The following is a 13,325-nucleotide window of genomic DNA, read 5'->3' as shown; positions in this document are numbered from 1 at the left end:
AATTTAATTCCTTAGCACTTTTCTTGTCTTGAATTTCAGGTACAGTAGTTAAGATTGGTAATGCATCTAAAACTTTGCCAAGGTGAGCAGAAAATTGGGTAAGATTTCTAGTTAAGTGGTTAAGAAACTCGACAATGGATATATTAATTCCAAGTACAAGAGCTATATCTCCTATTGCAACCTTATTTAATTGATAATCATGGATTAAAAAATACAAGCTAACTGCTTGTAGTATGTCGAACGAATAGCCATATATAAACCAAAGCCAAAAGTATGCCCATTGTAATTTTCTCTCTGCAATAGTTCTTTTCTTGCATATTTGAAAAAATTTGCGTTTCTCATGTGCTTGCTGAGAAAACAACCTTACTGATATAACATTTAAAATACTATCCGCTATACTAGCTATTACTCGTGAACTTTGTTTAGAATGACTATCAGCTAACCCAGTAAGTACACGAAAGCTAAAAATCGAGACTAAAACAAAAATGCTTACCCAACTGAATGTAGCGATTGCAAACTTCATATTCACTAGTGATAAGGTGTAAATAGCTAAGATTAATGCTATACTATAACTAAAGAAACAATCTATGAGTAACCTTATTAACTCTATCACACTATCCATTAAGTTACTAATCCTATGTACTAAACTTCCAGATAAATTGTTCTGATAATAGGAATGGTCCTGTTGAAGTAGTCTACAAAAAGACATATCAGCTATTTTTTGACGCATTGAGGTAAACATGCGAATGTCAACAAAATAGCCATAGAATCTAAAAGCAGTAGTGATAAGTAATGCCATACAAAGGTAAGCGCTTACAGGTAATAAAAGATTTTCAATTATATTACCTTCCTGATATTTTACAGCTGTATCTAAAATATTTTTTACTAAATACTTTCTAAAAGATAAATCAATAGCTACCACTAGGGCAATTAGAGACATTATAAGTATATTAAGCTTGAATTTAGATACTATATTCAAAATGAACATAAATACACATTTGAAGCTATTAAATCTACTTTGATTCATTTATAATGCCAACTCCACTATATTAACTTTTTTATTGAGAAATACAAGTAGTGAAAACCATAAATTTTTGTATATTTTTCCGGAGATATCTCCAGCATCGTGTAGTGTTGACGCTTGATTCAGAATAAGTAGCTTATATAAATCTCGCTTAGCTTCAGCAGTGTTAATTTCAGGAATGCTTATAGTTGCATCTGTAAGAAAAGCTAACCAGTTCTTAATAAGTTCTTCCGTGTTTTCCGCTTTTATACCTTTATTGTAACCAAATAATGACAAGCATTCTCTCAGCATAGATTCTGTCAGCTCACCACAATTTAGTATACCAAAAATCGAATGCTGAGGTTTTGGCACACAGGGAAGATTTTGATCTTTTATAATCCACCTTGTTACATAAGCAAATCTATCTTTAGCATCTATGTTCTTATCGCTACCATGCCATAATCGTGAGTCAAAAACTATTGCATCTCCTGCTGAAATAGGTAGTGACTTAATTTTATAATTTTCTCGATTATCTGAATATTGATCAAAAAAATATGGATACCAAAAATCGACCAAAGGCTTTATTTCCCATTTGTGGCTGTTTTCTATAATTTGCAGTGCACCTGAAGTTTCACTGACATTATTCAAAGCTAACCAAATGGAAAAATGGTAAGGATCATTAAAACTATAAGAGATGTCCTGGTGAAAGGGAACTGCATCTATTAAATCAGCAGTTTTACATATAACATTTGATTTCTTTTTCAGTATTTGACACTGAAGTGATTGTTCAAGATAACTTTTGATAATTTCATCTAATACTTGAGACACAATTTGAGTCACCTGAGATGATGTCCCCCATCTTCCAGTACAGCTTAAATAATCAGCAGTTGAAATACCTAATTCTTGGGATAATTTTGATATAACACTTATTATATCATTTAAAGCCTTGGCGATTAATTCTAAAGGGATAAGATTTTTGATAAGAAAGAAACCACTTTTTTGCAGTATTTTCATATGATTAATACCTGAGATCAATAGCTGATAAATAATCTGTTAAAGGAATAACATCAAAAACCTTGAATCCCTTTACTTGTTTTAATATTTTTTCCCAATCACTTAATGTTCTTAGCTTACCTCCTGTTTCAACCATTATATTAATATCTACAGAACCTCCTGCTGAAGAATGGTAGTCTAAAATAGTTTCTATTAATAAAACACGTGGTATTCCTTTATCTTTAACCAACCTTAAATAAGATATCACTTTATCATCATCATAATGCTGCAAGAAACGATAAAAGATGCCCAGTTCATAATCTATAGCTGATAATTTTTCTTGAACTATGGGCTTGACTTTCAAATCTTCTATTACCGGTCCGGGTACTTTATGTTCATCATAATAATATAAACCTATAGAACCTTTGTTGTATATATAAGCAAGAGATAAAGAGTGTACACCAAATAGTAATATATTCTTAGCACCATCTATATTAACCATGGAATTAAACTCTTTAGTATCAAATACAGAATATCCTAGCAATGCCTGGTAAAATGCTATCTGCTTATTTTCTGATGTTTCTTTCTCCTTAAAAGATTTAAATGAAGGTATCTGTTCCTGCCTTAATACATCGGTAATTCTTAACCAATTCTTTTCGACAGCAACTCTTGCCCACATTACTGCTGCTTTAGACAAAAACGGTATTTCCTTAAAGCACTTACCTTTTGACGATAGCTGCCATAAGTTCTGCTTCTTATTATAATCGACAAACTCTATTTCCCATAATGCTCTCAATAGCCTTTCCAGGTTTGGAATTGTAATGCTTAACCTTTTAGATAGAACTTTGGTAGTTGCTGGTAAGATACTTGGCAAATCAAGTTCAATAGCAGCGTTTGTTAGATAAGTTTTCCAAAAAGCTGACAGTTCTGCTGAAATCTTATGTACTTGAGATTCTTGATTTACTTGAAATTCTTCACCTAAAGTAAAAATACTAAATTTTATGTTCCCGGTAATATCGATCTGCCCTAGTGTACCATCAAAAGTTTCAACTTTTGCCATATCATTATAAAACGCGTCAACCATTTTAAACCTTTGCTGGTAGACAGGACTGCCGTTGACATCTATATGAAACCAACCATGATGATCTTCTGCTATAGAATATCCTTTGTGGAAAACGTTAAGCTTCTTATACCACTTGTTATGCAATAGTTTGCCATGATTATCGATGTGTGTCGCTTTGCCATCTTTATAAACCACCGCAATACCATCTTTAAAATCCCCAACATAATCATATTCTTCTTGATAAATCCTATTGCCATTTAAATTAATATGAAAACATTTATCATGCCTTCTAACTACACATATATCTTCCTGATAGTTCCCAACCCACTGATAGAGCTGTTTGTACGCTTTACATCCAGATGGATCAATGTGGTAATATCCCGTATGATCTTCTATAGCTGCTCTATTGCAGTAGAACCCAAAAGTTTTTAGAAATCTATTGTGATAAACTGCTCTTCCCTTTGTATCGATATGATAAGCACCTGTCTCATCATAAACTGGTGCAAGACCAGGATCATGAAATTTGCCAACTTTTATAAACCTATTTTCATATAAAGGATTTCCTAGTAATTCGTGAAACCTTTCACATGATGAAACTTTAATAGATTCAAGATATTGATTGTCCTCGATTAGTTTATCAAAGGTTTTCTCATATTGCATGTCTTGCATAATTCATAATGTAAATAATTCTTTCGTAAGTTTAGATACTCACTACTCTGCCATATTTCCTCGAGCTTAACTTCATTAACGTTGCCAAAATCTCCTAATGTTTTACGGAGTTCATCTGGAGCACAGCAAGGACTAAACTTTCCTTCATTGTTTATCCATGCTTCTTTGCCTAAAAATGGACACTGACCACCTGGAGCCAAATCTTTGATACCTTCCTTAGAAAGAATCGTAAAATTTTCTAATTTTATTTTTGTACCATTTGGCAATGGCATACTGTCCCTAAGTTCATATAACCTTCTCACTTCCGTATTCCATCTACTGATTGCTGATACATCTCTCCTCATAGATAGATCCTTAATTTCGGTAAAGTGTGCCCAAAGATGATGTCCTTTAACTCTATCTACGCCATTTTTTATGGCCATCTCAACTATGTCATAGAGTTCATGTAAATTACTTTCTAAAAATGTCAATTGCAAAGTAATGGTACATCTCTTACCTGTATCACTAAAATACTTGTCTCTAACTTCAAGAAAAATTTTTAAATTTTCTGTTACTATTTCCCATTTCGAGCCTTTCATAATTTTCTCATGAGTTTCTTTTGTTGCTCCATTCCAGGAAATCTTAATATCAGATAGAATCGGTACCAATAGTTCAGCCCACTTTTTAGCTCCTTTAATAGGGAAAGAACCATTAGTTGTTAGGTTAAGCTTCAGACTGAATTCATGGCACAAATTGATTATTTCATCAAATTTTTTGTACATTAAAGGCTCACCCATAGTAGAAGGAATGATTTCCCTTAAAGGTGTACCAGTTGCTTCCTTAATTACTTTTCTGATAGTTTCTATCGATAGTATTTTAGGCTTTATCCCTTTAGTTTTCTTTTCATCTTTAACTTTACTGTATGGTGAAAAGCATTCGCACATTATACAGGAGAAATTACAATAGTCAGGGTTAGTATCAAAAGTAATTCTCCAAGGACCAGGTTTTGCAGCCACTAGTTTGCCTTTCTTTTCAATAACATTACGGTAAATCTTGTTAAGTTTCTCAGTATGCTCACTTATAGAATGTACATTTCCATTTTTAGTATAAAGATAGCCTTTTTGGGTAAGTTTACTATATAATTCCTGATCTGTAGATAGGACTTGCATTTTTTCCGATAAACTACTTGCATCTCTGTGCTTAAATAATAGTCCGTTTATTCCATCTCTTACATATTCTGCCATGCCACCATAGTCGGCTGTTACAACTGGTATTCTAAGTTGCTGTGCTTCATGTATTACTAACGGTGAATTTTCACCCCAAATTGAAGGAACGACTATTGCATCAACTTTATTAAATACGTCAGTAACTATATTCTCATTATTATAACTTCCCATCCATTCTATTCTTCCTTTAACAACAGGTGAAAACTGATCAGCAATCACTTTTAAAGCTTTAGTTTCTTCTCTTGCTGCTCCCCAAATTCTAAGTTTTGCTTTAGGTGGTAAATTAGAGAAAGCTTTCAGTAAAAGATCTACACCCTTCTCGGAAGTATGAGTACCGATATAACCGAAAATGAACTCTTTCTCTTGCACTCTACTTCTACCCTTAAGATAATTTAGATTAAAACCATAATCGAGATAAGAAATTTTACTGACCGGAATACTAAAATCTTGAATAAACTTATCCATCAAAAACTTCGATGGAGCAATAAAGTAATCTATATAGTCTATTATTTTTTTTGAGTATTTCATTCTAGTTGAGATCCATTGTGTCCAGTAATTTAAGTCTGAACTCAAAAATTCTTCATCCCCTGTAAAATATCCCTTATAACATTGAGTCGCACATTTCTTGTCTTCTTGCCCATCACAAAGCTGTAATAAACTCTCAGAATTGCGCTGAATAAATCTTCCTCGTGGGCACATCAACCAAAAGTCATGCAGTGTAAAAACTGTAGGTATATTATCCTTAAAGGCAATTTCTGGTAAAGTTAAAGACAGATGGTTAAGGTGGCCAAAATGAATGAGGTCTGGCTGAAAATTATCTACTACCTTCTTAAACACTGTATCTATTTTTTTGCTAGTGAATCTACTACGATATTTAACATTAATTAGATGTAATAAGATGCCGTGATCTAACGTTGTACTATAGTGAAAGTCAGGAAAAAAGACATTTTCCTGCCTAGCAAACACCTGCACCTCATTGTTATTGGCTAGCTCATGGGCAAGAGTTTGGCTGTAAACCTCCGAACCAGCATTATAATAAGGAGGGTAACCATGAATAACTTTTAATATTTTCATATATTACCATATCTATATTCTTAGAAAAATTTTTCGTATTATCTTGCAGATTTTTTATAAACTGCTTAAGACCTTCTTCCAGCGAATAATTCGGAACCCAACCAAGTAACTCCTTAGCTCTAGTAAAGTCACCGTAGAACTTAGTTACATCAAAATTTCTTGGAGGATAGAAATCAATTCTAGAATCACTTCCTGTGACTTTTAGTATCGTTTTTGCTAAATCTTCTAAAGCACATGGGCTATTAGTAGTAAGGTGAATAGTAGGAAGAGAAGATCTTTCGCTTTGTAAATATCTAAGAGTTAAGCATATACCCTCTATAACATCATCCAAATAGGTAAAATCAAAAACACATTCTTTACCTTCTATTTTAAGAGGATCACCTTTTAATGCATTAATACAGAGCGCAGGAATTACTCTACTATTATGATCTAGCAAACCACCATACACGTTTGAAAAGCGTAATATTGCTACATTAAAATCTTTTAAACTTGCTATTTGCTTCTCAACAAACGCTTTGCCTTTTGCATAATTATTTATTGGATCGATACTAGCGGACTCATTAACTGGCAGTTCCTTTTGCTCTCCATACACTTCTCTACTACTTGCATATATAAACCATGGTTTATTTGGAAGTGACTTACATAACTCTAAAAACTGTATTGTACCATCAACATTAATTTTTTTACACAGTTCAGGATAAAGTTCACCATGTATAACTCTAGAAATTGCAGCCAGATGAATAATTCCTGTACACTTGGCAAGTAGTGGTACTATGTCTTCTGAAAAAAAACTAAGTGGATTGTCGAAAAACCTAATATCACAGCTTACTACTTCATAGCCCTGCTTTTCTAACTTTTCTACTAAGGCTGACCCTATCAAACCTGCAGCACCTGTTATTAATATTGCCATGTATACTCTCTCGCTACAACTAGAAAAATTTTTCGTATCTATTATCTTACAAGTAATACTTAAAAAGCATTATAGAACCAGTATAAAGTAAATGTCAACTTAAATTAGTGAATAAAAAAAATATAGTTATGAAAGAAGGGCTGGTTGCCTTCTTGCTTGAAAATAACGTTCTGCTTTAACCAAATCCTCTTTACTATTTACTCCCATTGCTTCCCTTTCATCAGCAACTACATAACCTACACTTAAGTTATTGTTTACTGCAATGGGTACTATGTCATTGAGACAACATTCGTTGGTCAAACTATTAAATTTTATTTCTTTTATTAGAGTATAAAGATCTTTAGCGTATGAACCCATAATTCCAGAGTTTGCAAGAAGCCTTTTATCTCCATTTTGTAGGATTTTTTGAATATTTCCGTTATCATCAATTACTAATCTTCCATATTGCTTATCTTGACTATTAAATCCGAGAAGAACTAAATTTTTATTACCATACTTTAAACAATTAGTTATTCTCGTAACTGTATCACTGGATATAAATGGGGTATCTCCATACTGTATTAAAACTATGTCTTGGTTGGATAACTGTTTTAAATTTTCTAAAGCAATCTTAACTGCAGCACCAGTGCCTGTAATATCTTTTTGAATTATTAGTTTTATATTGTATTGATCTATTATACCTTTTAAGGTATCAAATCTCTCTAAATCTTTTAGAAAAGGCCTGTTAACGACAATTGATAAGTTTTTTAGACTCAGCGGTTTTGCATTACAAATTATATGCTCTAAAAGAGTAAAATTTCCTACTTGGTGTAATGTTTTCGAGTACTGTGAATTCATTCTGCTACTTTTTCCTGCTGCCAATATTATCAATGTGTTATCCATATCTAACTAAACTAATTCAATAGTAAGTTAAGTAATACCAATTTCCATTATAAGGAGCAATAACAAAGAAAAAGCTTATAATAAAAAAAATAGTAATGGAAATTGGTATTACGTGTTTTAGCTGTTAAAAAGATATTTGATTTGCTCCATATGCTGTTTTGTGATTTAAATTCTTCTTTCTTCAAGTAATCTGTTGGGTTCTGCGTTTTTAACATAGGTACACTGCTATTATACTAAACTCACTATATTAAGCTGATGAAATAATAATGGAAAAATTTACAATACAAGTGTTTTCATGCCTATTTTTATTTTTAAAGAAAAATTCAGTAGTAGTAAAAAACTACTTATTTACTTTACTAAGTTTGTTAAAAGTAACAGAGTTTTTACTCTCTATTCTCACGCACGTATATACTTTCATGTAAACAAAAATTACTAAAAAGTAATCCAATATGGCGGATTTTGGCTATTTTGCATAGCGATTCCGAGAAAGAGTTTTATTTGTCTCGCTTGGCCCATTTACCCGTAGTTGCAAACTCCTCTCTAAGTTAGTTTTAGTATGGCAAAAATCCCCAATAATAGCTTGTTTTTACCCATATACATACGATATTTCATACCTAATTATTTTCCCCAAAATTCCCATTTTCTTTACATAATATATTAATCTTTCGCTATTTTTCTCTAAAAGGTAGGACATTTTTTGCGATTTAGAGAAAGTAAATAATTGAATTTTTTGTTACACTAAATAAGTAGGTTTTTTCAGGGCAAAATCACTCAAGTTATTTATACTAAACTTACACCTTCACATTTTGGAACTGTACATTTGAGATACTGTTATTTAATGCTAATGTGATATATTAGCATTAAAAATGTTAGATACAAAAATGAGTGTTAAAATAAATTATGCGGGAATTAATAAACGTGTGGCAGCGTATGCAGTTGATCAACTGATATTTTCATATCTTTATTTATTATTTTATGTATTAATTTTGTTCATATCATCAGGGGAATCTCTTGACAACATTTTTCATCACGTCTTTTCTGATGACGATGCAACTCTTATATCAGAGCGATATGAAATATTGAAAGACTTAGAACTATTGTTAGAAAGTGCAGTATATATAGCATTAGAAGTGTTAATGATAACAAAACTTGGCTGGACTCCAGGCAAATTGCTATGTGGCATATATATAAAAGATGTAAATACACTTGAAAATATTTCTTTAGTGCAAACAGTGGTAAGAAGTACTCTTAAGGTACTTTTATTTGTACCTTGCTATATTTCTGCATGGTTTATAATTTTACCAATATTAACCTTAATACCTGCAATGTTTGATAAAAGCAAACAGATTTTTTATGATAAAATTGCAAAAACAGTAGTAATAGATCATATACTATACCTCTAAGCTAATTTTTTCTGGTTGTAGATTATTCTTACTGTGATTAATATTAGCTTCATTATGCTGATACATTATTAATAAAGCATTGTAACTTTTTATAATAAAATCAAAATTTTTATCTACATGGAATTTATCAGACGTTATTGATATTGAAAGTATTTATATTACATATAAGTTTATGTTTAGTATTCACATAAATTGTTTATACTGAAACTATACCATTACACTTTGGAACTGTACATTTTAGATACTGTTATTTAATTGTTAGTGTGGTATATTAGATGATTATTCGTATGAAATATAAAGATGGATACTAAAGTAAATTATGCAGGAATAACTAGGCGCGTTATAGCAGGTGTAATTGACAACATTATTATATTAGGAATTACACCAACTCTGTTTTTTGTACTGATAGCTATATTTGCTATGGTATTTGACAGCAATGAATTGAGTAAAGGTGATAGCATAGAAATGGCCTTTAATTTCTTTGAATCTAAAGAGTTACTATTCTTATCTATTTATACCATGTTCTTTGTGATATTGGAAATATTAATGATAATAAGATTTAACGGTACTCCAGGACAGTTGTTGTATGGTATACATATAAAAGATGCAAAAACATTAAAAAGTGCTACTATAATGCAAGTAGTTATTAGATGTACTTTTAGAGAAATTGTTGATACAATTTCCTACTCGACAGGATATATTTCTATATGTTTTGCAGTCCTTTTGGTTTTGATAACATTTGCAATATTTGATAAACGCAAGCAGTTTTTTCATGATAAAATTGCAAAGGTGGTAGCGATAGACTATAAATCTTCCAGTTAACATCTCTTGGTCTGTTGAATTTTTAATTCATATCAAATTCGCTCTAAGAAAATCATTGACTCTGAAAATATCTATATTACACTTAAGCTATATTTGATTTTTACATAAATTGTTTACTATTTTATAGTGAGGGTAGTTTTTGGTTATATTTAAGAGGGGTGAAATGATTATAGAAAAGCAACAGTTTGCTAATGGTAGAGTTGTAAAAGATAGTGTTACTCAGCTACTGCAATCTGGTGTGTTACAGCAAAATAATCTTAATAATAAAGTTAATTACACAGAAATAAACAGATCAATAAATGTTAATGATGAAGTAAAACTTCATCGCTCAAAACGAAATATAGTTAATATAGGGAAGTTTATATATAGGGTATTCTCGACTTCATGTAATTGGCAAAAGGGTTTACAGGTAATGAAACGATACTTCAGTACAAAACGTGGAAAGGAAAAGACTATAGATTCACTTAGGGGTGCTTTGGATGAGGTAGAGTTTTTAAGTGATCTTAAGGATATTTTTAATCGCGAAGCGGGCGAAGGACAAGCTACAGAAAGACCACAAGTTATAGAAGGACAACATAGGGATTCTGTACGGGAGATTTTGGAGATGCTTTCAGGACTTTCTCCTGAAGTCGTTGCGGAGCTTTCCAGAATAGGTGAAGAGCAAGTTACAACGGCAATACCACAAGTCACAGTAGGGCAAAATATTACAACAGTGATACCACAAGCTACAGAAGGACGAAATGTTACAACGGAAATGCCACAAGTTACAGGTAGAGATTGTGTGCAGGAGATTTTAAAGGCTATTCCAGACATTTCACCTGAATCCAAAGCAAAACTTTCTGAAATATTAAATAGGCTTTTTGAAGAAGTTAAGAAACAAGAAGAACAACAAGGTGCAGAATGGCAAAACATTACAACGTCAATGCCGCAAGTTACAGTAGAGCCGAACATTACAACAGAAATGCCACAAGTTACAGAAGGGCTAAACATTACAACAAAAATGCCTCGAGTCACAGAAGGACATAATATTACAGCGAAAAAGCAACAAATTACAGTAGGGCCAAACATTACAACAGAAATGTCACAGGTTACAGAAGGACAACATAGAGACTTTGTACAGGAGATTTTGGAGTTTATTTCAGACCTTTCTGGAACAGGAGAAGAACAAGTCACAACGGTAACACCACAAGTTATAGAGGGGCAAAATATTACAACAGAAATGCCACGAATTACAAAAGGACAGAATATTACAACGTCAATGCCGCAAGTGACGATAGAGCCTAACATTACAACAGAAATGCCACGAGTTACAGTAAGACAAAATATTACAACAGAAACACCGCGAGTCACAGAGAGACAAAATACTACAATAGAAGTGCCACAAATTAGAGAAGTAAGTGATAATAAAACGTTACAAGAAACTACTACACAAAGTAGCCAAACTAGTACAGTAATGCCACTAGAACAGCTTAACTTGGAATTAATTAAAGCTGTAAAGCAATCTAATCTAGATAAAGTTGAGGAGTATATTAATAAGGGTGCTGATGTAAATACTAGAGATGATGACTGGGATAATAGCACGATTCTTCATTTGACTATTAAAAAAGGTTTTGTGAATATAGCAAGGTTTTTATTAGATAAATGTGCTAATGTGAGTGTTCAGAACGTATTAGGTGATACTCCTTTACATCTTGCCGCTGAAAAAGGTCATTTAGATATAGTAGGATATCTTACGGAAAAAGGAGCTAATGTTAATGTTAAACGCAGGTATGGCTTGACTCCTTTACACTTTGCTGCTCAAAGTGGTCACTTAGATATAGTTAAATACTTGGTTGATGAGAAAGGTGCTGATATAAATGTGAGAGATGGGCATGGGAAAGCTCCTGTATACTTTGCTGTTTGTAATGGTCATTTGGATATAATTAAATACTTAGTTGATATAAAAGGTGCTTATTTTGGTACTAACTATTCATTATACGTGGCTGTTCAAAATGGTTACTTAGATATAGTTAAATACTTAGTTGATGAGAAAGGTGCTGATTTTAATGTTATGGAAGGCTATTATAGCGATACTCCTTTACACTTTGCTGCTAAAAATGGTCACTTAGATGTAGTTAAATACTTAGTTGATGAGAAAGGTGCTAATGTAAATGCTGAGAACACAAGCTGGTATACTCCATTGCATATGGCTGCTTGGGGTGGTTACTTAAATGTAGTTAAATACCTTGTAGAGAAAGGAGCTGATATTAATGCTAAAGATAAAGGTAATAGAACACCTTTAGATTTAACAAACACACGTGATGTAATTAAATATCTACAAGGATTAAATACTCATCGTAGCCGTCGTGATGTGTTCCATGATTCATGGACAAGTAATAGTATTGTTAATTGGGTCAAGGGTTTATTACCATCTACAGAATTGCCAGCTTTACTTACTTCTAAGACATACAACAATAGTACTACTACAATTGCACCAGAGGTAAATGCTACTGTAGTAAACAACACAATAATATTAGGTATTTTAACAGCTGGTTTGTTTAACAAAACACAACATAAGCATTCAATTCATGAAAATCTTTTGTCGCCAAGAGAGCAGCTTATAAGTAATGTAGATAATGCAAGTAGGTTTTTAGAGGCATCTTTACGAAAAGGTGAAGAAGAGGGATGGGGTATCCCTAGTACTGATGTGGATGAAGTGGAAATTAGTGGCAACAAAACTGAGGTTTGGAAAGGAAATAAATAGTAATGTGCCTCTCATGCTAAGCTTATTTGTAGGGTACATAGTTTTGATGTGTGGGAGGTCATAGGATGAAAAAAGTTAATCCTTTTAGTACAGGAACATTTGAGTTTTTTTTTGCAAAGACCATATGCGTCAAGTTAAGGAAGATTGTAATGGCTAATTTAATTATTTAAGATTTATTCTAAAAAACTTAGGGGAGAAAATGAAAATTTGGCAAACAGCACTGTCAAGCTACCTAAAAACTGTTCTTGTGATTCCTGTACAATGGCAAAGCTGGCAGCAGTCTTTTTTTAACAGCTATACGTTTCAGTTAGAAACCAAGATGTAGTTTAAATATTCAATTATATCAGGATCATCTGCTATAGGGAGTGTTAAATAAACTGTGTCAAACCGAAAAATGATATATTAATGATATAAAAAATGGAGGTTTAACAAATGAAAGAAAAAAGAGCAAACAACTATGTTGGATTAGTAAACTATCAAGAATTAGAGACAAATATCCTGTCATCTATAAGAGAAGGTAAACCACTAACCGGAAGAGAAGGAGCACTGACACCTTTG

General features: G+C 32.4%; 9 protein-coding genes and 1 pseudogene. 4 read left to right on the top strand and 6 right to left on the bottom strand.

Annotated elements, in window-relative coordinates:
- From IC220_RS04190 to IC220_RS04165, 6 genes are all read right to left on the bottom strand, one after another.
- The coding region (locus tag IC220_RS04190; protein WP_255424133.1) for an ABC transporter transmembrane domain-containing protein at positions 1-940 on the bottom strand (940 nt) is incomplete at its 3' end.
- Between the two features lie 87 nt (positions 941-1,027).
- Positions 1,028-2,017 carry a phytanoyl-CoA dioxygenase family protein gene (locus IC220_RS04185; protein WP_188153309.1) on the bottom strand — a complete coding sequence of 330 codons (990 nt, stop codon included), beginning with the start codon at positions 2,015-2,017 and terminating at the stop codon, positions 1,028-1,030.
- A gap of 4 nt (positions 2,018-2,021) precedes the next feature.
- Positions 2,022-3,728 carry a WG repeat-containing protein gene (locus IC220_RS04180; RefSeq protein WP_188153308.1) on the bottom strand — a complete coding sequence of 569 codons (1,707 nt, stop codon included), beginning with the start codon at positions 3,726-3,728 and terminating at the stop codon, positions 2,022-2,024.
- Entirely contained in the window at positions 3,689-6,007 is a 2,319-nt protein-coding gene (locus IC220_RS04175) for a glycosyltransferase (RefSeq protein ID WP_188153307.1), read from the bottom strand. The genes IC220_RS04180 and IC220_RS04175 overlap by 40 nt, the downstream gene beginning before the upstream one ends.
- Positions 5,964-6,917, bottom strand: coding sequence for an NAD-dependent epimerase/dehydratase family protein (locus IC220_RS04170; RefSeq protein ID WP_188153306.1), 954 nt, complete (start codon positions 6,915-6,917; stop codon positions 5,964-5,966). Before IC220_RS04170 ends, IC220_RS04175 begins: the two co-directional genes overlap by 44 nt.
- A 126-nt stretch (positions 6,918-7,043) precedes the next feature.
- Positions 7,044-7,799 carry an NTP transferase domain-containing protein gene (locus IC220_RS04165; RefSeq protein WP_188153305.1) on the bottom strand — a complete coding sequence of 252 codons (756 nt, stop codon included), beginning with the start codon at positions 7,797-7,799 and terminating at the stop codon, positions 7,044-7,046.
- Between the two features lie 866 nt (positions 7,800-8,665).
- Between IC220_RS04165 and IC220_RS04160 the strand changes: the two genes are divergently transcribed.
- The 4 genes and pseudogenes from IC220_RS04160 to IC220_RS04145 all read left to right on the top strand — a co-directional run.
- Complete coding sequence (locus IC220_RS04160) at positions 8,666-9,202, top strand: RDD family protein (RefSeq protein ID WP_223158772.1); 537 nt, start codon at positions 8,666-8,668, stop codon at positions 9,200-9,202.
- A gap of 300 nt (positions 9,203-9,502) precedes the next feature.
- The gene (locus IC220_RS04155; protein WP_188153304.1) at positions 9,503-10,024 is read left to right on the top strand and encodes an RDD family protein; all 522 of its coding nucleotides are present in this window, start codon (positions 9,503-9,505) and stop codon (positions 10,022-10,024) included.
- Positions 10,025-10,187: 163 nt separating this feature from the next.
- Positions 10,188-12,767, top strand: a complete 2,580-nt coding sequence (locus tag IC220_RS04150) for an ankyrin repeat domain-containing protein (protein WP_188153303.1) — start codon at positions 10,188-10,190, stop codon at positions 12,765-12,767.
- A 432-nt stretch (positions 12,768-13,199) separates the two neighbouring features.
- Positions 13,200-13,325, top strand: a pseudogene (locus IC220_RS04145) (IS256 family transposase); the annotation flags it as partial.

The organism is Wolbachia endosymbiont of Pentalonia nigronervosa (genome assembly GCF_014534705.1).
Classification (GTDB): Bacteria; Pseudomonadota; Alphaproteobacteria; order Rickettsiales; family Anaplasmataceae; genus Wolbachia.
Note: the sequence above shows the minus strand (reverse complement) of the source record. Positions and strands in the feature narration are given on the sequence as shown.

Excerpts from the sequence above, each read along its gene's own strand:
- IC220_RS04185 (WP_188153309.1), bottom strand. The coding sequence starts at position 2,017 with ATGAAAATACTGCAAAAAAGTGGTTTCTTTCTTATCAAAAATCTTATC.
- IC220_RS04180 (WP_188153308.1), bottom strand. The coding sequence starts at position 3,728 with ATGCAAGACATGCAATATGAGAAAACCTTTGATAAACTAATCGAGGAC.
- IC220_RS04175 (WP_188153307.1), bottom strand. The coding sequence starts at position 6,007 with ATGAAAATATTAAAAGTTATTCATGGTTACCCTCCTTATTATAATGCT.
- IC220_RS04170 (WP_188153306.1), bottom strand. The coding sequence starts at position 6,917 with ATGGCAATATTAATAACAGGTGCTGCAGGTTTGATAGGGTCAGCCTTA.
- IC220_RS04165 (WP_188153305.1), bottom strand. The coding sequence starts at position 7,799 with ATGGATAACACATTGATAATATTGGCAGCAGGAAAAAGTAGCAGAATG.
- IC220_RS04160 (WP_223158772.1), top strand. The coding sequence starts at position 8,666 with ATGTTAGATACAAAAATGAGTGTTAAAATAAATTATGCGGGAATTAAT.
- IC220_RS04155 (WP_188153304.1), top strand. The coding sequence starts at position 9,503 with ATGGATACTAAAGTAAATTATGCAGGAATAACTAGGCGCGTTATAGCA.
- IC220_RS04150 (WP_188153303.1), top strand. The coding sequence starts at position 10,188 with ATGATTATAGAAAAGCAACAGTTTGCTAATGGTAGAGTTGTAAAAGAT.